General features: G+C 58.1%; 28 protein-coding genes. 7 read left to right on the forward strand and 21 right to left on the reverse strand.

The window, feature by feature from the left end; genetic code table 11:
- The first annotated feature begins 15 nt into the window (after window positions 1–15).
- Window positions 16–1,236, forward strand: coding sequence for an MDR family MFS transporter (locus M2433_RS18280; protein ID WP_429056065.1), 1,221 nt, complete (start codon window positions 16–18; stop codon window positions 1,234–1,236).
- Window positions 1,237–1,241: 5 nt separating this feature from the next.
- Here M2433_RS18280 and M2433_RS18285 read toward each other — a convergent pair whose 3' ends face one another.
- Window positions 1,242–1,586 (reverse strand): nitrous oxide-stimulated promoter family protein, encoded by a 345-nt coding sequence (locus M2433_RS18285; RefSeq protein WP_429056066.1) that lies wholly within the window; start codon window positions 1,584–1,586, stop codon window positions 1,242–1,244.
- Between the two features lie 175 nt (window positions 1,587–1,761).
- Here M2433_RS18285 and M2433_RS18290 point away from each other — a divergent pair, with 175 nt between their 5' ends.
- Window positions 1,762–1,992, forward strand: coding sequence for a SymE family type I addiction module toxin (locus M2433_RS18290; protein WP_429056068.1), 231 nt, complete (start codon window positions 1,762–1,764; stop codon window positions 1,990–1,992).
- A 113-nt stretch (window positions 1,993–2,105) separates the two neighbouring features.
- Entirely contained in the window at window positions 2,106–4,667 is a 2,562-nt protein-coding gene (gene mutS / locus M2433_RS18295; RefSeq protein ID WP_429056069.1) for a DNA mismatch repair protein MutS, read from the forward strand.
- 92 nt (window positions 4,668–4,759) lie between these two features.
- Here the strand turns inward: mutS and M2433_RS18300 are convergent, their stop codons facing one another.
- The 3 genes from M2433_RS18300 to M2433_RS18310 are packed head-to-tail and all read right to left on the reverse strand — an operon-like array spanning window position 4,760 to window position 7,011.
- Window positions 4,760–4,981, reverse strand: coding sequence for a non-oxidative hydroxyarylic acid decarboxylases subunit D (locus M2433_RS18300; protein WP_003862116.1), 222 nt, complete (start codon window positions 4,979–4,981; stop codon window positions 4,760–4,762).
- 10 nt (window positions 4,982–4,991) lie between these two features.
- On the reverse strand, window positions 4,992–6,419 hold the full coding sequence (locus M2433_RS18305) for a non-oxidative hydroxyarylic acid decarboxylases subunit C (protein ID WP_008499594.1): 1,428 nt from the start codon (window positions 6,417–6,419) through the stop codon (window positions 4,992–4,994).
- Entirely contained in the window at window positions 6,409–7,011 is a 603-nt protein-coding gene (locus tag M2433_RS18310; protein ID WP_063430531.1) for a non-oxidative hydroxyarylic acid decarboxylases subunit B, read from the reverse strand. Before M2433_RS18310 ends, M2433_RS18305 begins: the two co-directional genes overlap by 11 nt.
- Window positions 7,012–7,183: 172 nt before the next feature.
- Here M2433_RS18310 and M2433_RS18315 point away from each other — a divergent pair, with 172 nt between their 5' ends.
- Window positions 7,184–7,591 carry a MarR family winged helix-turn-helix transcriptional regulator gene (locus M2433_RS18315; RefSeq protein WP_047348029.1) on the forward strand — a complete coding sequence of 136 codons (408 nt, stop codon included), beginning with the start codon at window positions 7,184–7,186 and terminating at the stop codon, window positions 7,589–7,591.
- On the opposite strand, the gene M2433_RS18320 is transcribed toward M2433_RS18315, so the two are convergent.
- Window positions 7,588–8,475 (reverse strand): LysR family transcriptional regulator, encoded by an 888-nt coding sequence (locus M2433_RS18320; protein WP_429056310.1) that lies wholly within the window; start codon window positions 8,473–8,475, stop codon window positions 7,588–7,590. The genes M2433_RS18315 and M2433_RS18320 overlap by 4 nt on opposite strands.
- Window positions 8,476–8,583: 108 nt before the next feature.
- On the opposite strand from M2433_RS18320, the gene M2433_RS18325 reads away from it, so the two are divergent.
- Window positions 8,584–9,786, forward strand: a complete 1,203-nt coding sequence (locus tag M2433_RS18325) for an MFS transporter (protein WP_429056072.1) — start codon at window positions 8,584–8,586, stop codon at window positions 9,784–9,786.
- Window positions 9,783–10,160, forward strand: coding sequence for a DUF4440 domain-containing protein (locus M2433_RS18330; protein ID WP_059311751.1), 378 nt, complete (start codon window positions 9,783–9,785; stop codon window positions 10,158–10,160). The genes M2433_RS18325 and M2433_RS18330 overlap by 4 nt, the downstream gene beginning before the upstream one ends.
- 52 nt (window positions 10,161–10,212) lie before the next feature.
- Here M2433_RS18330 and rpoS read toward each other — a convergent pair whose 3' ends face one another.
- The 13 genes from rpoS to cysG all read right to left on the reverse strand — a co-directional run bounded on the left by rpoS (window position 10,213) and on the right by cysG (window position 21,293).
- Window positions 10,213–11,205, reverse strand: coding sequence for an RNA polymerase sigma factor RpoS (gene rpoS / locus M2433_RS18335; RefSeq protein WP_008499600.1), 993 nt, complete (start codon window positions 11,203–11,205; stop codon window positions 10,213–10,215).
- Between the two features lie 60 nt (window positions 11,206–11,265).
- A complete protein-coding gene (gene nlpD, locus M2433_RS18340; RefSeq protein WP_429056073.1) occupies window positions 11,266–12,390 on the reverse strand; it encodes a murein hydrolase activator NlpD in 1,125 nt (374 codons plus the stop codon).
- 116 nt (window positions 12,391–12,506) lie between these two features.
- Complete coding sequence (locus tag M2433_RS18345) at window positions 12,507–13,133, reverse strand: protein-L-isoaspartate(D-aspartate) O-methyltransferase (protein ID WP_047348025.1); 627 nt, start codon at window positions 13,131–13,133, stop codon at window positions 12,507–12,509.
- Window positions 13,127–13,888: a 5'/3'-nucleotidase SurE gene (surE, locus tag M2433_RS18350; protein WP_429056075.1), complete on the reverse strand. Its 762-nt coding sequence runs from the start codon at window positions 13,886–13,888 to the stop codon at window positions 13,127–13,129. The genes M2433_RS18345 and surE overlap by 7 nt, the downstream gene beginning before the upstream one ends.
- Entirely contained in the window at window positions 13,869–14,918 is a 1,050-nt protein-coding gene (gene truD, locus M2433_RS18355; protein WP_429056076.1) for a tRNA pseudouridine(13) synthase TruD, read from the reverse strand. Before truD ends, surE begins: the two co-directional genes overlap by 20 nt.
- On the reverse strand, window positions 14,915–15,394 hold the full coding sequence (gene ispF / locus M2433_RS18360) for a 2-C-methyl-D-erythritol 2,4-cyclodiphosphate synthase (protein WP_008499607.1): 480 nt from the start codon (window positions 15,392–15,394) through the stop codon (window positions 14,915–14,917). Before ispF ends, truD begins: the two co-directional genes overlap by 4 nt.
- Window positions 15,394–16,104, reverse strand: a complete 711-nt coding sequence (gene ispD, locus M2433_RS18365) for a 2-C-methyl-D-erythritol 4-phosphate cytidylyltransferase (RefSeq protein ID WP_429056078.1) — start codon at window positions 16,102–16,104, stop codon at window positions 15,394–15,396. Before ispD ends, ispF begins: the two co-directional genes overlap by 1 nt.
- A 19-nt stretch (window positions 16,105–16,123) precedes the next feature.
- On the reverse strand, window positions 16,124–16,435 hold the full coding sequence (gene ftsB / locus M2433_RS18370) for a cell division protein FtsB (RefSeq protein WP_008499609.1): 312 nt from the start codon (window positions 16,433–16,435) through the stop codon (window positions 16,124–16,126).
- Between the two features lie 166 nt (window positions 16,436–16,601).
- Window positions 16,602–16,928 (reverse strand): DUF3561 family protein, encoded by a 327-nt coding sequence (locus M2433_RS18375; protein WP_045286500.1) that lies wholly within the window; start codon window positions 16,926–16,928, stop codon window positions 16,602–16,604.
- Window positions 16,929–16,986: 58 nt separating this feature from the next.
- The gene (gene cysC, locus M2433_RS18380) at window positions 16,987–17,592 is read right to left on the reverse strand and encodes an adenylyl-sulfate kinase (protein WP_021241908.1); all 606 of its coding nucleotides are present in this window, start codon (window positions 17,590–17,592) and stop codon (window positions 16,987–16,989) included.
- The gene (gene cysN, locus M2433_RS18385) at window positions 17,592–19,016 is read right to left on the reverse strand and encodes a sulfate adenylyltransferase subunit CysN (RefSeq protein ID WP_429056081.1); all 1,425 of its coding nucleotides are present in this window, start codon (window positions 19,014–19,016) and stop codon (window positions 17,592–17,594) included. Before cysN ends, cysC begins: the two co-directional genes overlap by 1 nt.
- Before the next feature lie 9 nt (window positions 19,017–19,025).
- Window positions 19,026–19,934 (reverse strand): sulfate adenylyltransferase subunit CysD, encoded by a 909-nt coding sequence (gene cysD / locus M2433_RS18390; protein WP_010434549.1) that lies wholly within the window; start codon window positions 19,932–19,934, stop codon window positions 19,026–19,028.
- A 9-nt stretch (window positions 19,935–19,943) separates the two neighbouring features.
- Window positions 19,944–21,293, reverse strand: coding sequence for a siroheme synthase CysG (cysG, locus tag M2433_RS18395; RefSeq protein WP_429056312.1), 1,350 nt, complete (start codon window positions 21,291–21,293; stop codon window positions 19,944–19,946).
- 246 nt (window positions 21,294–21,539) lie between these two features.
- On the opposite strand from cysG, the gene M2433_RS18400 reads away from it, so the two are divergent.
- The gene (locus tag M2433_RS18400; RefSeq protein ID WP_063430519.1) at window positions 21,540–22,583 is read left to right on the forward strand and encodes an aminopeptidase; all 1,044 of its coding nucleotides are present in this window, start codon (window positions 21,540–21,542) and stop codon (window positions 22,581–22,583) included.
- A 70-nt stretch (window positions 22,584–22,653) separates the two neighbouring features.
- Here M2433_RS18400 and cysH read toward each other — a convergent pair whose 3' ends face one another.
- Genes cysH through cysJ form a run of 3 tightly spaced genes read right to left on the reverse strand, consistent with a single transcriptional unit; the run spans window position 22,654 to window position 26,921 of the window.
- Entirely contained in the window at window positions 22,654–23,388 is a 735-nt protein-coding gene (gene cysH, locus M2433_RS18405) for a phosphoadenosine phosphosulfate reductase (protein WP_014885036.1), read from the reverse strand.
- Between the two features lie 15 nt (window positions 23,389–23,403).
- The gene (gene cysI, locus M2433_RS18410) at window positions 23,404–25,116 is read right to left on the reverse strand and encodes an assimilatory sulfite reductase (NADPH) hemoprotein subunit (protein WP_047348019.1); all 1,713 of its coding nucleotides are present in this window, start codon (window positions 25,114–25,116) and stop codon (window positions 23,404–23,406) included.
- The gene (gene cysJ / locus M2433_RS18415) at window positions 25,116–26,921 is read right to left on the reverse strand and encodes an NADPH-dependent assimilatory sulfite reductase flavoprotein subunit (RefSeq protein WP_429056084.1); all 1,806 of its coding nucleotides are present in this window, start codon (window positions 26,919–26,921) and stop codon (window positions 25,116–25,118) included. Before cysJ ends, cysI begins: the two co-directional genes overlap by 1 nt.
- Between the last annotated feature and the right edge of the window lie 18 nt (window positions 26,922–26,939).

Raw genomic sequence — 26,939 nt, forward strand, 5'->3', positions numbered from 1 at the left:
GGCGAGTGAACGACGATGCCCCTTCGCCCTGCCACCACGCTCTGGCCGCCCATTTTACTGGGAAGCCAGTTTGTGTTTAACATTGGCTTTTACGCCGTTGTCCCCTTCCTGGCGATATTCCTGCGCGACGATATGCTGCTCTCCGGCGGGCTTATCGGGCTGATCCTGGGCCTTCGCACGTTCTCCCAGCAGGGGATGTTTATCGTCGGCGGCGCGCTCTCGGACCGGTTTGGCGCGAAAGTCGTTATTCTGAGCGGGTGCATTATTCGCGTCGCGGGCTATCTGCTGCTGGCGTTCGGGCACGCACTCTGGCCCATCATTCTTGGGGCGTGCCTGACCGGTATCGGCGGCGCATTGTTCTCCCCCTCGATTGAGGCACTGCTGGCAAAAGCAGGCACGCAAAGCGAGGCGAGAGGCAAGCGCAGCCGGGCGGAGTGGTTTGCCCTCTTTGCCGTCTGCGGTGAACTCGGCGCGGTGCTGGGCCCGGTTGTCGGTGCCCTGCTGACGGGGCTTGGCTTCCGCCAGGTGGCGCTGGCGGGTGCAGGGATTTTCATTATTGCCTTACTGGTGTTGTACTTCTGTCTTCCGGCTTCCCCCCGCCGTTCACAGACGCTAAACATACAGCCCTGGTGGACGACGTTCCGCCAGCCGCGCTTTGTTGCCTTTATCATCGCCTACAGCTCGTGGCTGTTAAGCTATAACCAGCTCTATCTGGCGCTGCCGGTGGAAATCCAGCGCTCTGGCGGAAACGAGAAAGATCTTGGCCCGCTGTTTATGCTGGCCTCGGTGCTGATCATCACTTTGCAGCTTCCGCTGGCCCGCTTCGCCCGACGCGTGGGGGCGGTGAGAATTCTGCCGGTGGGCTTCTTGCTGCTCTCCGTCGCCTTTGCGAGCGTGGCGATGTTTGCGACGACAGAACCGCCTGAGGGCTGGCTGCGGCTTATGCCGTCGGTATGTTTTGTGACGCTGTTGACGCTGGGACAGATGCTGCTGGTGCCATCGGCAAAAGATCTCATTCCGCGCTTCGCCGAGGAATCAACGCTGGGGGCGCATTACGGCGCACTCTCTACCGCCGGAGGCGTCGCGGTACTGGCCGGAAACTTGCTGTTTGGCAATCTGCTGGATCGCGCGCTGGTGCCCTCAACGCAGGCAATATACCCCTGGCTCCTGCTGGCAATTTTCCCGCTCTTTAGCGCGCTGGCCCTCAACGTGATTTGCCGCCCGCTGAGACGCTGAACCGGTCACTTTTTCGGACGGTACTTCTCCGGCAGTTCCGGCACGGGACGGCGGTCATCAATCAGATGACGAACGGTCAGGATGGGATGGCGCCATAACATACGCGGGCCTGCCCAGCGCATAACCTGCTTCATCTCTTCGCGCCTGGCGGCCTGGTAGCAGTGCACCGGACACTGTTTGCAGGCCGGCTTTTCCTCCCCAAAAACGCATTTATCCAGGCGCTTTTCCGCATACGCCTTGAGCGCCTGATAATGCCCTTCGTCCTGCGAAGCCTGCGGGCACTGCTTTTCATACAACGCGATCATCTTCGCGATGGTCTCTTTTTCTCGTGATATGCGTTTACCAGACATAACGGCTCACCGAATAATAAAGTGCATTAACAATACACCTTTAAGCGCAGAATTTCAGTTATTGCATGCCGTTTTCTGAAGCCTGATTCCAGTTTTAGCCCTGCACCGCCCGACAATCACTGGTATTTTATACAGGCATCAGACATGACCGTTGTCCGTGTTGTCAGGAGACCCTATGCAAGAGAGAGCGAGCAGCAAACCCTATCGCCATTTAAAAGTGGGATATTTTAGAAAGCGCCATGAAGACCGCAATACCAAGATACCGAAGCGTTACAGCGTGCATGCGGCGCTGAGCCTAAAAGGCGACTGGCTTGAACAGGCGGGGTTTACCACCCATTCCCGGGTCAGAGTGGGCGTGGAGCACGGAAAAATCGTCATTGAGCTTATGTCGGAAGACACCTCGTAAAGCAACGACATTTTTCTGCGCCGTACCTTTTTTTCATGCGACAATAGAAGGAACAAACGGCCACTGAGCCGCTCAAAACGGTTTATTTTCAAAGAAATGGACATCATAACTCCATGAGCACAATCGACAATTTCGACGCACATACGCCGATGATGCAGCAGTATCTGAAGCTGAAAGCACAGCATCCTGAAATCCTGCTGTTTTACCGTATGGGCGATTTTTACGAGCTGTTTTATGACGATGCCAAACGCGCATCGCAGCTGCTCGACATCTCGCTGACCAAACGAGGCGCATCGGCAGGCGAGCCCATCCCGATGGCGGGTATCCCGCATCACGCGGTAGAGAATTACCTGGCGAAGCTGGTGAATCAGGGTGAGTCCGTCGCCATCTGCGAACAGATCGGCGATCCGGCGACCTCGAAAGGTCCGGTTGAGCGCAAAGTCGTACGCATCGTCACGCCAGGCACCATCAGCGATGAAGCCCTGCTGCAGGAGCGTCAGGATAACCTGCTGGCCGCGCTGTGGCAGGACGGCAAGGGGTTTGGCTACGCGACGCTGGACATCAGCTCCGGACGTTTTCGTCTGAGTGAACCGGCTGACCGTGAAACAATGGCTGCCGAACTTCAGCGCACCAACCCGGCAGAACTGCTCTATGCCGAAGATTTCGCCGAAATGGCGCTGATTGAAGGTCGTCGCGGGTTGCGCCGTCGTCCGCTGTGGGAATTCGAAATTGATACCGCGCGCCAGCAGCTGAATCTGCAGTTTGGCACCCGCGATCTGATTGGCTTCGGCGTTGAAAATGCCCCGCGCGGGCTGTGTGCGGCAGGTTGCCTCCTGCAGTACGTGAAGGATACCCAGCGCACCGCCCTGCCGCATATCCGCTCTATCACCATGGAGCGCCAGCAGGACAGCATCATCATGGATGCCGCCACGCGCCGTAACCTGGAGATAACCCAGAACCTGGCGGGGGGCGTAGAAAATACGCTCGCGTCGGTCCTCGACAGTACGGTGACGCCGATGGGCAGCCGCATGCTGAAACGCTGGCTGCATATGCCGGTTCGCGATACCGACACGCTTGTTTGCCGCCAGCAGACGATTGCCGCTTTGCAGGATCGCTATACCGATCTGCAGCCCGTCCTGCGCCAGGTGGGCGACATGGAGCGAATCCTGGCCCGTCTGGCTCTGCGAACCGCACGACCTCGCGATCTCGCGCGAATGCGTCATGCATTCCAGCAGCTGCCGGAGCTGCGTGCACAGCTGAGTGACGTTGACAGCGCGCCGGTACAGAAGCTCCGCGAAACTATGGGCGAATTTACCGAGCTTCGCGAGCTGCTTGAACGCGCGATTATCGATGCGCCTCCGGTTCTGGTGCGCGATGGCGGCGTAATTGCCCCGGGCTATAACGAGGAGCTGGACGAGTGGCGCGCGCTGGCCGACGGCGCGACGGACTACCTTGATAAACTGGAAATCCGCGAGCGCGAGCGCCTCGGGCTGGACACTCTGAAGGTGGGCTATAACGCGGTACACGGTTATTACATACAGATCAGCCGCGGGCAGAGCCACCTGGCACCGATTCACTACGTCCGTCGCCAGACGCTGAAAAACGCTGAACGCTATATTATTCCTGAACTGAAAGAGTACGAGGACAAAGTTCTCACCTCGAAAGGCAAAGCGCTGGCGCTGGAAAAACAGCTGTATGAAGAGCTGTTTGACATGCTGATGCCGCATCTTGCCGATCTGCAGCTGAGCGCCAGCGCGCTGGCGGAACTGGACGTGCTGGTGAATCTGGCGGAACGCGCTGAAACGCTGAACTATACCTGTCCGACCTTCACCGACAAGCCCGGCATTCGCATCACTGAAGGCCGTCACCCGGTGGTTGAGCAGGTGCTGAACGAACCGTTCATCGCTAACCCGCTGAGCCTGTCGCCGCAGCGAAGAATGTTGATCATTACCGGTCCGAACATGGGCGGTAAAAGTACCTATATGCGTCAGACGGCGCTGATCGCCCTGCTCGCCTATATCGGCAGCTACGTTCCGGCGCAAAAAGTGGAGATTGGCCCTATCGACCGTATCTTTACCCGCGTCGGGGCAGCGGACGATCTGGCGAGCGGCCGCTCAACCTTCATGGTCGAAATGACCGAAACGGCTAACATTCTGCATAACGCGACGGAGCACAGCCTGGTGCTGATGGACGAAGTCGGACGCGGAACGTCAACCTACGATGGCCTGTCGCTGGCCTGGGCCTGTGCTGAAAGCCTTGCGAATAAAATCAAGGCCATGACGCTGTTCGCTACCCACTATTTCGAGCTGACTCAGCTGCCGGAAAAAATGGAAGGCGTGGCAAACGTCCATCTTGATGCGCTGGAGCACGGCGATACCATCGCCTTCATGCATACGGTGCAGGATGGCGCGGCGAGCAAAAGCTATGGTCTGGCCGTCGCGGCGCTGGCAGGCGTGCCGAAAGAGGTGATCAAGCGCGCGCGTCAGAAACTGCGTGAACTGGAAAGCCTGTCACCAAACGCGGCGGCGACGCAGATTGACGGTACGCAGATGTCGCTGCTGGCACCCGCGGAAGAGACCTCTCCGGCGGTAGAAGCGCTGGAGAACCTCGACCCGGATTCCCTGACGCCGCGACAGGCGCTGGAGTGGATTTATCGGCTGAAGAGTCTGGTTTAGTTTTCTGCGGTCTGTTTTGTCGGGTGGCGGCTTCGCCTTACCCGACCTACAAAACCCGTAGGCCCGGTAAGCGCAGCGCCACCGGGCTTTTTTTAAAGCAGCGGTGGAATGGTCGGCACCTGCGGTGCCTCGTCAATATCCTTCTGCGTCATGCGAAACGCTTCAGGGTAGTGCTCGCGGCTGGTACGGCGCAGCGGCTCGGTATCGCGCCAGGTATACAGACAATGCTGGCACTGATAAACCGTCCAGACCCCTTTCACCGGTGATGTTGCCATCACTTCAATATGCTCATCGGCACAACGTGGACAAATCATCTTTTCCTCCTTATTGACGTGCTGCCAGCATGGCGGTCAGTTTTTCAGCCCAGGCTTTGGTTTCAGGGAGATCCTGTACCGGCTGGCTATAGTGGCCACGGGTGTCCGGCGCGACGGGCGTGGTGGCATCGATAATCAATTTGTCGGTAATGCCCGCCGGGCTGGATCCCGGATCAAGCTCAAGCACCGACATGTTCGGCAGCTGCACCAGATCGCCTGCCGGGTTCACTTTCGATGACAGCGCCCACATCACCTGTGGGAGGTTGAACGGATCGACATCCTCATCCACCATAATCACCATCTTCACGTAGCCCAGACCGTGCGGCGTGGTCATGGCGCGTAAACCGACCGCGCGAGCAAAACCACCGTAACGCTTTTTGGTGGAGATGATCGCCAGCAGACCGTGGGTGTACATCGCGTTCACCGCCTGCACTTCCGGGAATTCTGCTTTCAGCTGCTGGTAAAGCGGCACACAGGTGGCTGGCCCCATCAGATAGTCAATCTCGGTCCATGGCATGCCGAGGTAGAGGGATTCGAAAATCGGTTTGGTGCGGTACGAGACTTTATCAATACGCACGACCGTCATATTACGGCCACCCGAATAGTGACCGGTAAACTCACCGAACGGGCCTTCGATTTCACGCTTACGGCCCTCAATTACCCCTTCCAGGATCACTTCTGAGCCCCACGGCACATCGAAGCCGGTCAACGGCGCGGTCGCAATCGGGTACGGGCTTTCACGCAGCGCACCCGCCATTTCATACTCGGATTGATCGTATTTCAGCGGCGTCGCGCCCATCAGGGTGATGATCGGATCGTTGCCCAGCGTAATCGCAATCGGCAGGTCCTCACCACGCTCTTCCGCTTTGTGCAGATGCAGAGCGATATCGTGCATCGGTACCGGCTGCAGGCCAAGCTTACGCTTGCCCTTCACTTCCATGCGGTAGATCCCGACGTTCTGCTTGCCGAAGTTATCCGGGTCGAGCGGATCGCGCGAGACAACGCACGCTTTGTCGAGATAAAAACCACCGTCCCCGTCGTTCAGGCGAAACAACGGCAGGATGTCGAACAGGTTAATGTCTTCACCGTCCACCGTATTCTGCGCCCATGCAGGGTTGGCCCGGCGCTCCGGCGCGATCGGGAATTTATCCCAGCGGCGAATAAATTCGTCGATCTGCTTTTTCACCGGGGTATTCGCCGGCAGCCCCATCGAAATGGCGTGATTTTGCCAGGAGCCGATGGTGTTCATCACCACGCGCGCATCGGTAAACCCGCGAATGTTATCGAACCACAGCGCCGGTGCGCCGTCGCCTATGCGTCCGGTCGCGTTGGCCGCCGCCGCCAGATCCGGCTCAGCGTTCACTTCTTCCTCAATTTTCAGCAGTTGCCCTTGCTCATCGAGCGCCTGCAGGAAGCTTCTCAAATCATCAAATGCCATCTTTAGTCTCCTGTGAAAAATGTTTCGCCTCGCGCAACCCGTTCCAGCGGCGCGCCTTTTTATGCTCCAGACCAAACTGGTCGAGCACGCGCGTCACGATATGCTGGGTGATGTCATCGGCGGTTTGCGGATGGTTGTAGTACGCAGGCATGGGCGGCACCATCGCCACGCCCATGCGGGAAAGCGCAAGCATGTTCTCCAGATGAATGGTGCTTAGCGGCGTTTCACGGGGAACCAGCACCAGCTTGCGCCCCTCCTTGAGCACCACGTCAGCAGCACGACCCACCAGCCCCTCGGCGTAGCCGGCGCGGATACCCGCCAGCGTTTTCATGCTGCAGGGAATGACGATCATGCCGTCGGTGCGAAACGAACCGGAGGAGATGGTGGCAGCCTGATCGGCCGGACTGTGAACAACGTCAGCCAGGGCAGCAACGTCCTGCGCGGTGTAGGGCGTTTCCAGCTCAATGGTGGTTTTTGCCCACTTCGACATCACCAGGTGGGTCTCCACCTCCGGCATTTCCCGCAGCGCCTGCAGCAGCGCCACGCCCAGCGGAGCGCCCGTCGCCCCGGTCATTCCCACGATCAATCTCATTCAGCACCTCAATCAATTTGTTCGTACACGAACATTATAGATAAACTACTCCCGGAATGTTTTTCTGACAAGATCGTTCGTACACGATCACACTAATAGCTAAAAAATGCCGCGTTAAATTCCGCAGCAATAGCGGCTATCATAGTGGGAGATATTTTCCGTCGGAGTGTTCATGGAACTAAGACAAGAGGCGTTCCACCTGTTACGTCAGCTTTTTCAACAGCATACCGCGCAGTGGCAGCATGCCTTACCGGAACTGACCAAGCCGCAGTACGCGGTTATGCGCTCAGTTGCCGAGCATCCGGGTATTGAACAGGTGGCATTGACCGAAGTGGCGGTCAGCACGAAAGCGACCCTGGCGGAAATGCTGAGCCGCATGGAGGCGCGCGGGCTGGTCAAACGCGAGCACGACCCGGCAGACAAGCGCCGTCGGTTTGTCTTCCTGACGCCAGAAGGTGAAGCCCTGCTTGCAGGCTGTAAGCCGGTGGGCAACGCGGTAGATGAGGCGTTTTTAGGCCGTCTCTCTCAAGCCGAGCGGGAGCAATTCTCTGCCCTCATTAAAAAGATGATGCACGGTTAATTCACGCTGGCGCGCATAAAATCAATAAAGGTGCGCACCTTCGCTGGCACATGCCGGGCATCCGGATAGACCGCATAGATGCCCTGCTGCGCAAAGGTATAGTCCGGTAAAACCGGGACCAGTTTTCCCGCATCCAGCGCATCACGCGCCAGCCATTCCGGCAGTAACGCCACCCCACCTCCCGCAAGCGCAAAGGCCATGAGCGCCTGAGCGCTGTCGGCAAACAAACGCGGTGCTTTTTTAATCTCCAGCGTTTCAGGCCCGCCGCCGGCATCTTTCACCTGCCAGCGCAGCGGAGAAGCAACGCGATCGTGAATAATCCAGTCGGCCTGCGACAGCTGCGCCAGCGATTCGACCGGATGGTTAACGAGCCACTCGGGCGCCGCAACGGGGAGAATGGAAAAGTGCGAAATCAGCGCGGCGTGGTAGCGTGAATCGGCAAGCGTTCCCAGCCGGATGGCCACGTCAAAGCGCTCCGAGATAAGGTCGGCGTGCAGTGACGACGAAACATGACGCACGCGAAGATCCGGGTGCTGCTGGCTAAACCTGGCCAGCAGCGGCACCACGACCTGCGAGCCATACTCGGGCGTGGTCGTGATCCGCAGTTCCCCCGTGAGCCCCGCATGGTTGGCGCGGACATCATCCTGCAACTGTTCTGCGTCCTTCAGAAGTGCGACGCTGCGCTGATGAAACAGCGCGCCCGCCTCGGTTAACGTCAGGCGACGGGTGGATCGCAGCAGCAGGGTGACGCCCAGCTCAGCTTCGAGCTGGCGAATATTGAAGCTGACCACCGCTTTTGTCAGGCCCATTGCATCCGCTGCCGCCGTGAAGCTGCCGGTGTCGGCCACCGCAACAAACATCTGCGTGCGCTGTAAGTTAATCATCATCGCTCTTTTTACCGTCAAAATAATTTTGACAGTATATCGCGCTTTGTCAGGTTTATCCGTGCTTCACTGGCCGATACGATACGCCACCTCACCGGAGGATCTACCATGACGTATCGCAGCAAAGTCGCCGCAGTCTACCTGCTGGGCTTTTTTCTTGATCTGATCAATATGTTCATTGCCAGCGTCGCCTTTCCGGCGATGGCACACGATTTTAACGCCACGCCTTCAGCGCTTGCCTGGGTCAGTAACGGGTACATTGCCGGCCTGACGCTGGTGATCCCGTTCAGCGCCGTGCTGACGCGCCGCATCGGGCCAAAGCGCGTCATCCTGCTCTCGCTTTTTCTGTTCAGCGCAGCCTCTGCGGCGGCAGGCCTGGCTGCAACGCTTGAAAGTCTGATCGCCTGGCGCGTGCTGCAGGGCGTGGGAGGTGGCTTACTGATCCCCGTCGGGCAGGCGCTGACCTGGCAGCAGTTTAAGCCTCACGAACGCGCCCGGCTCTCCTCGGCGGTCATGCTGGTTGCGTTGCTTGCTCCCGCCTGTTCTCCTGCTGTCGGGGGACTGCTGGTACAGACGCTAAGCTGGCGATGGATATTTTTCGCCACGCTCCCGGTGGCTATCGTGACCTTTGCTCTGGCCTGCCTGTGGCTTAAGCACGAAATGCCCGCGATGAATGCGGCCAGACTGCTAAACCTGCCTCTGCTCGCGGACCCGCTTTTGCGTTTTTCCATGCTTGTCTACGTCTGTGTGCCCGGCATGTTTATTGGGGTGAACGTCACGGGGATGTTTTATCTTCAGCACGAGGCGAACATGAGCCCGGCCGTAACGGGAATGCTGATGCTGCCGTGGTCTGTGGCATCGTTTATAGCCATCACGGCGACGGGACGTTATTTTAACCGTATCGGCCCACGACCGCTGATTGTCATCGGCTGCCTGTTGCAGGCGGCGGGTATTCTGCTTTTGATTGACGTCAGCTCGTCAACGCTGCTGCCTGCCGTCGCGTTTACCCTGATGGGCGCGGGAGGAAGCCTGTGCAGCAGCACGGCTCAGAGCAGCGCGTTTCTGACCACGTGCCGGGAAGATATGCCGGATGCCAGCGCCCTGTGGAATCTCAATCGTCAGCTGAGCTTTTTTGCCGGCGCCCTGCTGCTGGCGCAGGCGCTGAACCTGGCGCAAATCTGGCTGCCGCCGCTCGCCGCATGGCACGGGATGTTTATTTTTGCCGCAGGCATTACCTTACTGCCTGTAATGTACGTTTTTCGTCTTAACAATACGCAGGTGCTCACCCAGCTGCGACAGGAGAATTCATGACGCCTTTCGAACACGACATTATCGACCTCCACATTGCGCTTGAGGACTGGTTAGGCAAAGGCGAAGGCGATTACGACGCCCTGCTCGCCCGCTTCAGCCCGGATTTTCTGATGATTCCGCCGGGCGGTGTGCAGGTCGACTATAACGGCCTGGCCAGTTTTCTGGAAAAACAGCGTGGAAGTCGTCCCGGCCTGAAGATCGTCATTGATGAATTAACCACGATCCAGAGCGGCGATCGGGATGCAGTGCTTCACTACCGGGAGACGCAAACCCGGCCGGACCAGCCCGTCAACGTACGCTGGTCAACCGCGGTGCTTAATCAGGAAGGCGACAAAATAACGTGGCGTCTGCTGCACGAAACGGCGCAGCCGTAGCCCAAAAGAAAAAGGCCCGTCTCACGACGGGCCTTTTTTGACGAAAGGTTGCTTATTCGCGGAACAGCGCTTCGATATTCAGACCTTGCCCCTGCAGGATTTCACGCAGGCGGCGCAGACCTTCAACCTGAATCTGACGAACACGTTCACGGGTCAGACCAATTTCGCGGCCGACGTCTTCCAGTGTCGCAGCTTCATACCCCAGTAAACCGAAACGACGCGCCAGCACTTCACGCTGTTTGGCGTTCAGTTCGAACAGCCATTTGACGATGCTCTGTTTCATGTCATCGTCCTGCGTGGTGTCTTCCGGGCCGTTGTCTTTTTCATCGGCCAGGATGTCCAGCAGCGCTTTTTCGGAGTCGCCACCCAGCGGGGTGTCAACGGAGGTAATGCGCTCGTTGAGACGCAGCATACGGCTTACGTCATCAACCGGTTTATCGAGTTGTTCGGCAATTTCTTCTGCGCTTGGCTCGTGGTCCAGTTTATGGGACAACTCGCGCGCGGTACGCAGATACACGTTCAACTCTTTGACGATGTGAATCGGCAGGCGAATCGTACGGGTCTGGTTCATAATAGCCCGTTCGATGGTCTGACGAATCCACCAGGTCGCGTAGGTTGAGAAACGGAACCCGCGTTCCGGGTCAAACTTCTCAACTGCGCGGATGAGACCTAAGTTGCCCTCTTCAATCAGATCCAGCAGAGCCAGACCGCGATTGCCGTAACGGCGGGCAATTTTCACGACCAGTCGCAGGTTACTTTCAATCATGCGACGACGCGAGGCAACATCACCACGCAAAGCACGACGTGCGAAATAGACTTCTTCTTCGGCCGTTAGCAGTGGGGAGTAACCAATCTCCCCAAGGTAAAGCTGAGTCGCGTCCAGTACACGCTGTGTGGCGCCCTGCGATAACAGCTCTTCTTCAGCCAAATCGTTATCACTGGGTTCCTCTTCTACTAAGGCTTTTTCGTCAAAAGCCTCTACTCCGTTCTCATCAAATTCCGCGTCTTCATTTAAATCATGAACTTTCAGCGTATTCTGACTCATAAAGGTGGCTCCTACCCGTGATCCCTGAACGAGACACCCTGGCTGGCATGCCCCGTCAAATTATCGCTGCGGCAAATACTGCAGCGGGTTTACGGATTTCCCCTTGTAACGAATTTCAAAATGCAAGCGTGTAGAACTGGTTCCGGTGCTACCCATGGTAGCGATTTTTTGCCCCGCCTTAACTTCTTGTTGTTCCCGGACCAGCATTGTGTCGTTATGGGCGTAGGCACTCAGGTAATCATCGTTATGTTTGATGATAATAAGATTACCGTAACCGCGCAGAGCGTTACCGGCATACACAACGCGCCCATCTGCGGTCGCGGTGATAGCCTGTCCTTTACTCCCTGCGATATCGATCCCTTTATTTCCCCCTTCGGAGGAAGAGAAGTTTTCGATAACCTTGCCGTCAGTTGGCCAGCGCCACGCAGAGATTAGCGAACTGGATGTCATACTGCTGGCAGTCGGTTCAGTAGAGCTAACCACAGGTGCCGTTACCGGTGCTGTGACAACAGTCGCAGTCCCTTTATTATTCGGCAACATTTTGTTAGCAGTCTGATCACCTGAATCCTCAGAATACGTAATTACAGGTTGTGAAGCAACCACCGTGGTGGATTTTTGTGCAGGCTTCACGCTGTTATTTTGCGCCGTCACGTCGGCCGCTGAAACGGTGTTGCCAGGCGTGAGCGGCGTACCCGTTGCGTTGCCTACCTGAAGCGTTTGCCCGACTTCCAGACCGTACGGGGCCTGGACGTTATTGCGCTGAGCAAGGTCACGGAAATCGTTCCCGGTGATCCACGCAATGTAGAACAGCGTATCGCCGCGCTTCACGGTATAGGTACTGCCACCGGTATAGCTACCTTTCGGAATGTTCCCATACTTACGGTTATAGACTATGCGGCCATTTTGGGTCTGAACAGGTTGTTCGACTGGCTGAACCTGCATTGGCTGTGTAACAGGATGTTGCACAGGCTGAATTTGTGGTGTTTGCTGCGGTGCAGCAGTACCCATTTTAGGCGGCGGCGTGATCAACATTCCGCTGGACGTGTTACCGGAGCCGCTGGTTCCACCGACGGAACTGACGGGCGCAGGCGCATTGTTAGAACTTGTACAGCCTGCCAGCCAGAGCGAAACCAGTGATAATGCCGCAACACGGCTGATGGTGAATTTAGGGCTTCCCGCGCTCATTTATCCCCCAGGAATGTGTTAACTACCAGTGACTTAAAATTTACCGTGATGGTACGAATCTTTCGCGCCACACCATACGCTGAATTTGCCTTAATAACCCTGGATAATTCCGAGTCTCAGGCCAACTCCCCCTTTACCAGAGGCACAAAGCGCACGGCTTCTACGGTGTCGATAATGTACTCGCCGCCGCGCCGACGAACGCGCTTCAAAAGCTGCTGCTCGTCCCCGACAGGCAGAACAAGAATGCCCCCTTCATCCAGCTGCGACAACAGTGCAGCAGGAATTTCAGGCGGGGCCGCCGTCACGATGATAGCGTCAAACGGGGCGCGAGCCTGCCAACCCTGCCATCCATCACCGTGTCGTGTCGAAACATTGTGTAAATCAAGTTGTTTCAGGCGACGACGCGCCTGCCACTGTAAACCTTTAATCCGCTCAACGGAGCAAACGTGATGCACCAGATGCGCCAGGATCGCGGTCTGGTACCCCGAGCCGGTGCCAATCTCCAGCACGCGGGAGTCGGGCGTGAGTTCCAGCAGCTCCGTCATGCGCGCCACCATGTAGGGTTGCGAAATCGTCTGGCCCTGCCCGATGGGCAACGCCACGTTTTCCCACGCTTTGTGTTCAAACGCCTCGTCTACAAATTTCTCACGCGGAACCTGGGCGAGCGCTTCAAGCACGTGCTCGTCGCGGATCCCCTGCGCGCGGAGTTGTTCCAGAAGAGTTTGTACACGTTTGTTTACCATTGCGCGTTCACTCCTGCGCGATCCAGCCAGCCCGACACCACATCATGCGCGCTATACGCGGTTAAATCTACGTGCAGCGGGGTAACCGATACATAGCCTTCATCCACGGCGGCAAAGTCGGTATCCGGACCCGCGTCGCACTTATCGCCAGGAGGGCCAATCCAGTAAAGCGTATTGCCGCGAGGATCCTGCTGCGGGATCACCTGATCGGCCGGATGCCGGCTCCCGCAACGGGTGACGCGAATGCCTTTAATGTCACTCAGGGGCAGATCCGGCACGTTGATGTTAAGGATACGCCCGGTGCGCAGCGGCTCGCGGCTAAGCGCCCGCAGAATCGAACACGTCACCGCTGCGGCGGTGTCGTAGTGTGTGTGGCCGTTTAACGAGACCGCCAGCGCCGGAAACCCGAGATGGCGCCCTTCCATTGCGGCCGCCACGGTGCCGGAGTAAATCACGTCATCGCCGAGGTTGGGCCCGGCGTTAATACCGGAAACGACGATATCCGGACGCGGTCGCATCAGCGCGTTCACGCCCAGAAAAACGCAGTCGGTTGGCGTGCCCATCTGCACGGCAATATCGCCATTTTCAAAGGTAAAGGTGCGAAGCGACGACTCCAGCGTCAGCGAGTTAGACGCTCCACTGCGGTTACGATCGGGAGCCACGACCTGCACATCCGCGAATTCGCGAAGGTGTTTCGCCAGCGTCTGAATGCCTGGCGCGTGGATCCCGTCATCGTTACTCAGCAATATTCGCATAATCACCCGAGGTGTTGATAAGTTCCCTGACAACACTGGTGGCAAAGCTACCTGCCGGCAGCCAGAAGCGTAACTCAACGGTCACGTCATCCCACCAGTTCCAGCTTAACTGCTGCGGATAGAGCAGCATCGCGCGGCGTGCTGCTTCGACTTTTTCCCGCACCAGCAAGGATTGTAATGCCTGCGCATCCGCGACGGCAGACTGCTCAGCAGCCAGGGCTTCGCCCTGGGTTCCCCAGTCGCCCGTACCGGGCAACGCGGCGGTAATCATCAGCGCTTTTGCGTCCACGCGCGACTGAACATCGGCCATCTCTTCGGCCGTTGCCACAAACCAGCTTCCGCGTCCCGCTAATTGTAGCGCATCGCCAACAACAACTTGATTCGCGTCCGGTTTTTTCAGCCTTTCGCTCACAATCTGATTAAACAACGCACTGCGGGCCGCCGACAACCAAAAACTGCGTTTATTCCTGTCGCGAACCGGCGCATCGCTTTGCGCCCAGCGCAGCGCACCCTGCAGGTTGCTGCCGCCGATGCCAAAGCGCTGCGCGCCAAAGTAGTTCGGCACGCCCTGCGCGCTGATGGCACTCAGGCGCTTCTCGACGTCATCGCGGTCGGTCACTTCACGCAGCACCAGCGTAAAGTCGTTCCCTTTCAACGCGCCGAGACGCAGCTTGCGCTTGTGGCGGGCAAACTCCAGTACCTTACAGCCTTCAAGCTCAAATTTACTTAAATCAGGCATCGTATTGCCCGGAACGCGCGCGCAGAGCCACTGTTCAGTGACGGCGTGTTTATCCTTCTGCCCGGCAAAGCTGACTTCGCGAGCGTGAATTTTGAGGAATTTTGCCAGCGCATCGGCCACGAAACGGGTATTGCAGCCATTTTTCAGAATACGCACCAGGATATGTTCGCCTTCGCCATCCGGCTCAAAGCCCAGATCCTCCACCACGAGGAAGTCTTCAGGGCTGGCTTTCAGCACCCCGTTCCCCTGTGGTTTACCGTGCAGGTATGTCAGGTTGTCGAAATCTGTCATTTGCTCGCCTTCACCAGCAGCGCCACGGCTTCACAGGCAATCCCTTCGCCGCGGCCGGTAAAGCCCAGCTTCTCGGTGGTCGTCGCTTTAACGTTGACGTCGTCCATATGGCAGCCCAAATCTTCCGCAATAAACACGCGCATCTGCGGAATATGCGGCAGCATTTTCGGCGCCTGGGCGATGATCGTCACGTCGACGTTGCCGAGGGTGTAGCCCTTAGCCTGAATGCGGCGCCACGCTTCGCGCAGCAGCTCGCGGCTGTCAGCGCCTTTAAACGCCGGGTCGGTGTCCGGGAACAGCTTGCCGATGTCCCCCAGCGCGGCCGCGCCGAGCAGCGCGTCGGTCAGGGCATGCAGCGCCACGTCACCATCAGAATGGGCCAGCAGTCCTTTTTCATAAGGAATGCGCACGCCGCCAATGATAATTGGGCCTTCTCCGCCAAAGGCGTGTACATCAAAACCGTGTCCAATTCGCATTATGCCTTCTCCTGATGGGTCGAACGGGTAAGATAGAATTCCGCGAGCTGCAAATCCTCGGGACGCGTCACTTTAATATTATCAGCACGCCCTTCAACAAGCGCTGGGTGGAAACCGCAATACTCCAGCGCAGAGGCCTCGTCCGTAATGGTCGCCCCTTCAGTCAGGGCACGCGTTAAGCAGTCGTGGAGTAATTCGCGAGGGAAAAACTGTGGCGTCAGCGCGTGCCATAAATCGACGCGCTCAACGGTGTGGGCGATAGCCCGCTTGCCCGGCTCGGCACGCTTCATGGTGTCGCGCACCGGGGCGGCGAGAATGCCGCCCACGTTACTGGTTTCACTCAGCGCCAGCAGGCGCGCCAGATCGTCCTGGTGCAGGCACGGTCGCGCCGCGTCATGCACCAGCACCCACTGCGCGTTTCCGGCAGCCTGAATGCCCGCCAGCACGGAATCGGCGCGCTCGGCACCGCCGTCGACAACGGTAATCTGCGGGTGATTTGCCAACGGTAGCTGCGCGAAGCGCGCATCGCCCGGGCTGATGGCGATGACCACGTGCGTCACCCTGGGGTGCGCCAGCAGCGCCGCCACGGCGTGCTCGAGGATCGTTTTATCGCCAATAGAGAGGTACTGCTTGGGACATTCTGTTTGCATGCGCCGGCCAAAACCTGCGGCCGGCACCACGGCACATACGTCCGAAAAAGTTGCTGCCATGTCGTAATCCTGGGCCTGATTATCGATTGTTCTGTGCTGAGCCCTGATTGCGTTTAGACGCATCCGGAACCAGACGATAAAAGGTTTCGCCCGGCTTAGTCATACTGAGTTCATTGCGTGCGCGTTCCTCAATCGCCTCTTGCCCGCCATTGAGGTCATCAATTTCAGCAAAGAGTTGATCGTTTCGCGCCTTAAGTTTGGCGTTTGTTGCCTGCTGAGCCGCGACGTCATCGCTCACCCGGCTATAGTCGTGCAGTCCGTTCTTACCGAACCACAGCGAGTATTGCAGCCAGATTAGCAAAGCCAGCAACAGCAGCGTTAGTTTACCCATCCTGCCCCCTGAAAAACGGCATCATCATCCCAAGACTTCCCCAGAGCACTACGCCGGGGTAACAGAGATGCCGCAACATCGCGGGCAAATGTACCACATTTTTTCCGCAGAATCGTCCTGCACAATATCGTCACACAGTTGGTTACGGTTTGAATTATGGCTGAAGTTAGCCCATGAGCCACAAAAATAACAGACCAAACATCAGGACCACCGTCACAATCGTGATCGCGGTACTGTACAGAAGCCTGCCGTTGAGCAGCGAGTGCAGCGCAATGCCAACGACAACCGCCACGGGCATCAGCGCCAGGAAGAAAGGCCAGGTGTAGAGAAAGAAGAACAGCGTGTTACCGCCGTAGATGAGAAACGGGATGCCAAGCGCCAGCAACCATGAGACGAAGCCAATGATGGCCCCAGGAAATGACCAGGTCGTTTCGTCGTCGGTTGCGAGCGGCTCCGACCCGGTGGTGATAATATAATTTTCACTGTTGCGCATAGCTAATCCTGTGACCGTGACTCATCGTTCGGGAAGACAGCTCCCGAACGATACCGTCTCAGGATCTGATAATATCGTCCCGTCTGAGCAGGTCTAATAATTGGCTTACTAAATTTGTTACCAATTGTTGACCCTCCAGGTGAATTTCAGGCGATTCAGGCGCTTCGTATACCGCGTCAATTCCGGTGAAGTTGCGCAGTTCACCGGCACGGGCTTTTTTGTACAGCCCTTTCGGATCGCGGGCTTCGCAAACTTCCAGCGGGGTGTCGACAAACACTTCGATAAAGCGATCCTGACCCACGCGCTCGCGCACCATCTGGCGCTCGGCGCGGTGCGGAGAGATAAACGCGGTCAATACCACCAGCCCGGCGTCGGCCATCAGGCTGGCCACTTCGCCCACCCGGCGGATGTTCTCTTTACGATCGTCATCGCTGAATCCTAAATCGCTGCACAGGCCGTGGCGCACGTTGTCGCCGTCCAGCAGGTACGTGCTTACGCCCTGCTGATGCAACGCCTCTTCCAGCGCGCCTGCAACCGTCGATTTACCCGAGCCGGAGAGCCCGGTAAACCACAGCACAACCCCACGGTGACCGTGGAGCTGCTCGCGCTGGGCGACGGTCACCGGATGAGGATGCCAGACGACGTTCTCATCATGGGCAGCCATTACTTGCCTCCCAGCAGATCGCGCGCGCCCCAGTGCGGGAAGTGCTTACGCACCAGCGCGTTCAGTTCCAGCTCGAAAGCGCTGAATTCAGATGCCACGCTCACCTGCTCGTTTGGCTCGCGCACCATTCCTGCGCCGACGGTGACATTCGTCAGGCGGTCGATAAAGATAAGCCCCCCCGTCACCGGGTTCTGCTGATACGGATCCAGCACCAGCGGTTCGTCGAAGGTCAGATCGACCAGACCAATGCCGTTCAGCGGCAGCTCGGTGACCTCGCGCTGGGTCAGGTTGTTGATGTCCACCTGGAACTGAATACCGTCCACGCGGGCGCGGGTTTTCTTGCCGGCAATTTTGATGTCGTAGCTCTGGCCCGCGGTCAGCGGCTGCTCCGCCATCCATACCACGTCCACGGACGCCCCCTGCACCGCCGCCAGCGTTTCCTGAGCGTCCACCAGCAGGTCGCCCCGGCTGATATCAATCTCGTCTTTCAGCACCAGCGTTACTGCTTCACCGGCGCCCGCTTCCTGCAGGTCACCGTCGAAGGTGACGATGCGGGCGATGGTCGATTCCACGCCGGATGGCAGCACCTTAACGCGCTGGCCGACCTTCACGAAACCTGACGCGAGGGTGCCGGAGAAGCCGCGGAAATCGAGGTTAGGACGGTTCACGTACTGTACCGGGAAGCGCATTGGCTGGGTGTCGACCACGCGCTGAATTTCAACGGTTTCCAGCACTTCCAGCAGCGTCGGGCCGCTGTACCACGGCATGTTCGCGCTCTGGGAGGCAACGTTATCCCCTTCCAGCGCCGAGAGCGGTACAAAGCGAATATCCAGGTTGCCCGGCAGCTGTTCGGCAAAGGTCAGGTAGCTCTGGCGGATCTCCTCGAACTTCTCTTCGCTGAAGTTCACCAGATCCATCTTGTTGACCGCCACCACCAGGTGTTTGATCCCCAGCAGCGTGGAGATAAAGCTGTGGCGACGGGTCTGATCCAGCACGCCTTTACGGGCGTCGATCAGCAGGATTGCCAGGTCGCAGGTCGACGCACCGGTCGCCATATTACGGGTGTACTGCTCGTGCCCCGGGGTGTCGGCGATAATAAATTTGCGCTTCTCGGTTGAGAAGTAGCGGTAAGCCACGTCGATGGTGATGCCCTGCTCGCGCTCCGCCTGCAGGCCATCCACCAGCAGCGCCAGATCCAGCTTTTCACCCTGGGTACCGTGACGTTTACTGTCGTTGTGCAGGGAAGAGAGCTGATCTTCGTAAATCTGGCGCGTATCGTGCAGCAGGCGGCCAATCAGGGTGCTTTTCCCGTCATCCACGCTGCCGCAGGTCAGAAAACGCAGCAGACTTTTATGTTGTTGCGCGTGCAGATACGCTTCCACGCCGCCTTCGTTGGCAATTTGTTGAGCAATAGTGGTGTTCATGGCGGCTCCTTAGAAATAACCCTGACGTTTCTTCAGCTCCATGGAGCCTGCCTGGTCGCGGTCAATCACGCGCCCCTGTCGCTCGCTGGTGGTCGACACCAGCATCTCTTCGATGATCTCCGGCAGCGTCTGCGCGCTGGATTCCACCGCGCCGGTCAGCGGCCAGCAGCCGAGGGTACGGAAGCGCACCATCTGTTGTTTGATCACTTCACCCGGCTGCAGGTCGATGCGATCGTCATCAATCATCATCAGCATGCCGTCGCGCTCCAGCACCGGACGCTCGGCGGCCAGATACAGCGGAACGATCTCGATGTTTTCCAGATAGATGTACTGCCAGATATCCAGCTCGGTCCAGTTAGAGAGCGGGAAGACGCGAATGCTTTCGCCTTTGTTGATCTGGCCGTTGTAGTTGTGCCACAGCTCCGGGCGCTGATTTTTTGGGTCCCAGCGGTGGAAGCGGTCGCGGAAGGAGTAGATACGCTCCTTGGCGCGGGACTTCTCTTCGTCACGGCGCGCGCCGCCGAAGGCCGCATCAAAACCGTATTTATTCAGCGCCTGCTTCAGCCCTTCGGTTTTCATGATATCGGTGTGCTTGGCGCTGCCGTGCACGAACGGGTTAATGCCCATCGCCACCCCTTCCGGGTTTTTATGCACCAGCAGCTCGCAGCCGTAGGCTTTCGCGGTACGGTCGCGGAACTCGTACATTTCGCGGAATTTCCAGCCGGTATCCACGTGCAGCAGCGGGAACGGCAGCGTACCTGGATAAAACGCTTTACGCGCCAGATGCAGCATGACGCTGGAATCTTTACCGATGGAGTACATCATCACCGGGTTAGAAAACTCGGCGGCCACTTCGCGGATAATATGGATACTTTCCGCTTCGAGCTGCCGCAGGTGTGTAAGACGTTTTTGGTCCATAACCGTTCCTTAAGCCAAATTTATGACAGAAGCGCCAAAGCCTTCTGTGTCGGTTGTGTGCTGAAACCAGGCGAGCGTGCTGTGCAGCTGCACCACTTCCCCCACCACGATCAGGGCGGGCATCGGGGCGTCTTTCGCCAGGGTTGCAAGATCGTCAAGCGTGCTGATAGCAACGTGCTGATCGACACGCGTACCGCGAGAAATAACGGCAACGGGCGTCGTCGCAGCGCGGCCGTGCTGAATAAGCTGTTCGCTGATGTCCGCCGCCTTCATCGTGCCCATGTAGATAGCCAGCGTCTGTCGGCTCTGGGCGAGGTGCGACCAGTCAAACGGCGTGCTGTCCGCCTTGTAGTGGCCGGTCACAAAGGTCACGCTCTGGGCATAATCGCGATGGGTCAGCGGAATACCGGCGTAGGCCGTTACCGCCGAGGCCGCCGTGATGCCGGGCACCACCTGGAAAGGCACCCCGGCTTCCGCTGCCGCCTGCAGCTCTTCGCCGCCGCGGCCAAAAATAAACGGATCGCCCCCTTTCAGGCGCACCACGGTTTTTCCGGCTTTTGCGGCGTCAATCAGCATCTGGTTGGTGTCGTGCTGCGGGACGGAGTGCTCGCCCGCCCGCTTGCCGACGCAGATTTGCTCCGCGTCGCGACGGATAAGCTCGCGCACGCCGTCGGTAACCAGATGGTCATAGAACACCACGTCCGCGTCCTGCAGCACCTGCAGGCCGCGCAGCGTCAGGAGTCCGGCATCGCCTGGCCCTGCCCCCACCAGGATGATCTCCCCGCCCGTACTGCCGGGGTTATCCAGTTCGTCTTCGAGGATTTTTTGCGCCGCCGTCTCGTTACCGGCATGCATCAGGCTGGCAAAGCGGCCGCGAAACACGCGCTCCCAGAAGCGACGGCGTTCCGTCACGCTGGTCAGGCGGGTTTTCAGATGGTTGCGCCAGTAGCTGGCCTTCTCCGCCATACGCCCGAGGCTGGTCGGCAGCAGCGCTTCAATTTTTTCACGCAGCACGCGCGCCAGCACCGGTGCGGTGCCGCCGGAAGAGATGGCGACCAGCAGCGGAGAGCGATCGACGATCGACGGGAAGATAAACGAGCACAAAGGCTGGTCGTCGACCACGTTCACCAGACGGTAACGCGCCTGAGCAGCGTCGGAGACGCGTCGGTTCAGCTCGCGATCCTCCGTCGCCGCAATCACCAGCACCACGCTGTCGATTTGTGACTCGTCGAAATCCGCCGCTGCGACGACCTGCACCCGCGCGCCCGCGCGCTGCAAAAACGCGATTTTGCGATCGGCAATCTCACCCGTACCAACAACCAGCACCGGTTTCTCTTTAATCGCGGCAAATAAGGGCAGATAGTCCACAAGCAACAACTCACTAACAACGAGGAATAGAGGGACTATAGGGGGCGGCTTAGAGCGAATGAAATTACGAATTGGAATGAGTAGTTACTCAATGGAATAACGCGATGAAAAAGCAAATATCAAAAAGTGCTTAACACGCGAAATTTCGGGCATTTAAGAGCAATTCAAATTGTGTAAGGACGATCACAGTTTCATACTAGACGGGTCAAAATTTTGCTCTGTTTTTAAGGACTCACTATGTTTTCCGCAACGCGCCACCGTATTGCTGCCCTGGCGCTCGGCGTTTGCTTTATCCTTCCGGCTCAGGCAAAAAATCAACCGTATGGTGAAATCGCCAATATGCAGGCGCGGCACATTGCCACCGTCTTCCCAGGACGCATGACCGGCTCACCGGCGGAAATGCTCTCCGCTGACTATATTCGCCAGCAGTTTGCCGATATGGGTTACCAGAGCGATATCCGATCGTTTCACAGCCGCTACGTTTATACCTCCAGAAATAAAACCAAAAACTGGCATAACGTGACCGGCAGTACGGTTATCGCAGCACATGAAGGTAGCGCAAACGAGCAAATTATTATTATGGCTCACCTCGATACCTACGCGCCGATGAGCGACGCCGATACGGATAACAACCTCGGCGGTCTGACGCTGCAGGGCATGGACGATAACGCGGCAGGCCTGGGCGTGATGCTCGAACTGGCCGAGCGGATGAAGAATATTCCCACCCAGTATGGCATTCGTTTCGTTGCCACCAGCGGTGAAGAAGAGGGCAAACTTGGCGCGGAGAATCTCCTGAAGCGCATGAGCGCTGAAGAGAAGAAAAATACGCTGCTGGTGATCAACCTCGATAACCTGATCGTCGGCGATAAGCTTTATTTCAACAGCGGGCAGAGTACGCCGGGTACCGTGCGGAAACTAACGCGCGACCGGGCACTGGCGATTGCCCGTAGCCACGGGGTTTATGCCACCAGCAACCCTGGCGGTAATCCGGGCTATCCGCGCGGAACAGGCTGCTGCAACGATGGGGAAGTGTTCGATAAGGCGGGCATTCCGGTGCTGTACGTGGAAGCAACAAACTGGGCACTGGGCAAGAAAGATGGCTATCAGCAGCGGGCAAAATCGAAAGCCTTCCCGAACGGGACAAGCTGGCATAACGTAATGCTGGATAATCAGCAGCACATTGACAGCGCCCTGCCGCAGCGCATTGAACACCGCAGCCGGGATGTGGTGAAAGTGATGCTGCCGCTGGTGAAAGAGCTGGCGAAAGCGGGGAAAGCCTGAGGTTTTGAACGCCGTGCGGCCTGATGCCCTCACCCCAACCCTCTCCCACAGGGAGAGGGAGTTAATGAAATTACCCTTCGTGCAACCCGCACTCGCGCTTCAGCCCAAAGAATCGCGTCTCTTCTTCCGCCATTCCCGGTTCCCATTTGCGCGTGGTGTGGGTATCCCCCACTGACAGGTAGCCCTGATCCCACAGCGGATGGTACTTCAGCCCGTGTTTTTGCAGATACTGGTACACCGTCCGGTTATCCCAGTCGATAATGGGCAGCACTTTAAAGACCCCGCGCTGAACTGCCAGCACCGGCAGCGTGGCGCGGCTGCCGGACTGCTCGCGGCGCAGTCCCGCGAACCACGTCTGCGCATTAAGCTCTTTCAGCGCCCGGTTCATCGGCTCAACTTTGTTGATCTCATTGTATTTTTCAATGCCCTCAACGCCCTGCTCCCACAGCTTGCCGTAGCGCGCCTCCTGCCAGGCCGCGCTTTCAGTGGCGCGGTAGACCTTCAGGTTCAGCCTGAGCTTGTCCGTCAGCTCGTCAATAAACTGGTAGGTTTCCGGGAACAGGTAGCCGGTATCGGTGAGGATCACCGGAATATCCGGACGGATCTGATTCACCAGATGCAGGCTGACCGCCGCCTGAATACCAAAGCTCGACGACAGCACGTAGTCTCCCGGCAGGTTTTCCAGCGCCCACGCCACGCGCCCTTCGGCGTCCAGCTTTTCCAGCTGGGCGTTGGTTTCTGCGAGTGCCAGAATGCGTTCGACTTTTGGCAGTTCGTTAAGCGCGTTTAGATCGAGTACGGACATAATTACCTCTCGTGGTTACTCCCAGAAATCCCTGGCGGGATCGAGCACCGGGCGAATGATGCCCGCACGCACCGTAAAGTCGCCGAAGCCTTCACCCGCTTCGCGCTCTTTCGCCCAGCGCCCGACAAGCTCGTCGATGGAATCGAGAATTTCCGGCTCAGTGATGTTTTCGCGATACATCCGCGGAATGCGCGTCCCCATACGGTTGCCGCCCAGGTGTACGTTGTAGCGACCCGGCGCTTTACCCACCAGGCCGAGCTCGGCCAGCATCGCGCGACCGCAGCCGTTCGGACAGCCGGTGACGCGCATAACAATATGCTCGTCCGGAATGCCATGTTTTTCCAGAATCGCTTCCACCTTGTCAGTAAATGACGGCAGGAAACGTTCCGCTTCGGCCATCGCCAGCGGGCAGGTCGGGAACGACACGCAGGCCATCGAGTTTTCACGCTGCGGTTTAACCGCATCCATTAACCCGTGCTCGCGCGCCAGCTTCTCGATCTTCGCCTTCTGGCTCTCCGGCACGCCGGCAATAATCAGGTTCTGGTTAGCGGTAATGCGGAACTCGCCTTTATGGATCTTCGCAATTTCCAGCAGACCGGTTTTCAGCGGACGGCCCGGGTAGTCCAGAATACGGCCGTTTTCGATAAACAGCGTCAGGTGCCATTTATTGTCAATGCCTTTGACCCAGCCAATGCGATCGCCGCGGCCGGTGAATTCGTAAGGGCGGACAGGCTCAAATTTGATCCCCGCGCGACGCTCCACTTCCTCTTTGAACGTCTCAACGCCCACGCGCTCCAGGGTGTATTTGGTTTTCGCGTTTTTACGGTCGGTGCGGTTGCCCCAGTCGCGCTGGGTAGTGACCACGGCTTCGGCCACGGCCAGCGTGTGCTCCAGCGGCAGGAAGCCGAATTCGCTCGCGGTGCGGGCATAGGTTTTCTTGTTACCGTGCTCAATGGACAGGCCGCCGCCCACCAGCAGGTTAAAACCGACCAGCTTGCCGTTTTCGGCAATCGCCACGAAGTTCATGTCGTTGGCGTGCAGGTCGATATCGTTCTGCGGCGGGATCACTACCGTGGTTTTAAACTTACGCGGCAGGTAGGTCTGGCCCAGGATCGGCTCTTCGTCCGTGGTCGCGACTTTTTCCTGATCGAGCCAGATCTCGGCATAGGCGCGCGTGCGCGGCAGCAGGTGCTCGGAGATCTTCTTCGCCCACTCGTACGCTTCGGCGTGCAGCTCGGACTCATACGGGTTCGACGTGCAGAGCACGTTACGGTTCATGTCGTTGGCGGTCGCGAGCGCGTCCAGCCCGACGGAGTGGAGCATCTGGTGCACCGGCTTCACGTTCTTCTTCAGAATGCCGTGGAACTGGAAGGTCTGACGGTTGGTCAGACGGATGCTGCCGTAAATGGTGTTTTCACCCGCAAACTTGTCGATGGCCTGCCACTGTTTGGTGGTGATCACCCCGCCCGGCAGGCGGCAGCGCAGCAGCATCGCATGACGCGGCTCCAGCTTCTGTTCAGCACGCTCGGCGCGGATGTCGCGGTCATCCTGCTGGTACATGCCGTGGAAACGGATCAGCAGGAAGTTGTCGCCTTTGAAACCGCCGGTGAGACCGTCATTCAGATCTTCAGCAATGGTGCCGCGCAGGTAGTTGCTTTCCAGCTTCATGCGCTCGGCGTCTGTCAGTTTACCTTCGACCACCAGTGGCCCTGGATGTTTTTCGCTCATTAGTAGACATCTCGCTGATAACGGCGCTCAACGCGCAGCTCACTTAAAAATTCATCCGCCGTTTCGGCATCCATACCGCCGAATTCGGCAATCACTTCCAGCAGTGTCTGCTCAACGTCTTTCGCCATGCGATTGGCGTCGCCGCAGACATAAATGTGGGCACCGTCATTGATCCAGCGCCACAGCTCTGCGCCCTGTTCGCGCAGTTTGTCTTGTACGTATACTTTTTCTTTCTGGTCGCGGGACCAGGCCAGATCGATGCGGGTCAGTACGCCTTCTTTCACATAGCGCTGCCACTCAACCTGGTAGAGGAAATCTTCCGTAAAGTGCGGGTTGCCGAAGAACAGCCAGTTTTTACCCGGCGCCTCGTCCGCCGCGCGCTGCTGCATAAAGGCGCGGAACGGCGCAATGCCGGTGCCCGGGCCAATCATGATGACCGGGGTTTCCGGGTTCGTCGGCAGGCGGAAGTTGTCGTTGTGCTCGATAAAGACGCGAACTTCCCCATCTTCCTCCACGCGGTCCGCCAGGAAACCTGATGCCCCACCCGAGCGGGCGCGGCCTTCAATGTCATAACGCACCACGCCCACGGTGATATGCACTTCGCTCTCCACTTCGGCCTGCGAAGAGGCGATGGAGTACAGGCGCGGGGTCAGCGGACGCAGCAGCCCAATCAGCGCGTCGGCGTCCAGCTGTGCCGGAGAGAAGCGCACCATATCGACAATCGGCGTAGTCGCCGCGTAATGCTGCAGCTTTGCTTTATCGCCCACCAGCGGCAGCAGCGATTCGCTGCGCGTTAAGGTGGCATAATTTTCGACGATATTCGGGGTGTTCACCGTCAGCTCGAAATGCCACTGCAGCGCGTCGGAAAGCGGCTGGGTTTTGCCGTCGATGGTAACGGGCTCAGAGCCTTTCAGCCACAGCAGCTCAACCAGCTCCTTCACCAGCGCCGGATCGTTCTGATACCAGACCCCCAGCGCATCGCCAGGCTGGTAGCGCAGGCCAGAGTCGCCGAGATCGATTTCGATATGGCGAACGTCTTTTTCTGAATCGCGGCCAGTAATTTTCTGGTTCACCGCCAGGCTCGCGCTCAGCGGCGCCTCTTTGGTGTAAGGGCTGGTGTGAATGTCGTTAACGGCACCCGTCGCGGTGAACGCGGCCTGCGCCGGCGTCTCTTTCGGCACGCGGGCTTTCAGCACCTCAACGATGCGGGCACGCCATTCCGCGGCGGCGGGCTGGTATTCAACATCTGCATCTACGCGGTCCAGCAGGCGCTCTGCGCCGAGCTCCGCCAGCTTGCTGTCGAAGTCTTTACCGGACTGGCAGAAGAATTCATAGGAGGTATCGCCCAGGCCAAATACGGCAAAGGCGGTGCCATCCAGTTTTGGCGCTTTTTTCGAGAACAGGAACTTGTGTAGCGCCACCGCTTCTTCAGCGGGCTCACCTTCACCCTGGGTAGAGGCGACAACCACCAGCAGTTTTTCCGACGCGATTTGCTTAAATTTATAATCCCCGGCGTTGACCAGGTTCACGTTCAATTTGGCGGCCAGCAGGTCGTCACGCAGCGCTTCGGCCACGCGGCGGGCATTGCCAGTCTGCGAGGCGGAAATCAGGGTAATGGCAGGAATTTCAACGGCCGTTGCCGGTGCCCCTGCCACAGCGCCAGGCTGCTGATTGAGCATTCCCCAGAAATAACCGGAGACCCAGGCAAGCTGAGTGGGAGAAAAATCAGAGGTGGCAGCCTGAAGGCGCGCCAGTTGCTCCGGGTTCAGGGGAAGCAAATTTGAAGGTGGGGCCTGTGTTGTCATGCGTTGTTATGTTCCAGT

The organism is Enterobacter sp. AC1, from assembly GCF_050434705.1.
Taxonomy (GTDB): Bacteria; Pseudomonadota; Gammaproteobacteria; order Enterobacterales; family Enterobacteriaceae; genus Enterobacter; species Enterobacter cloacae_L.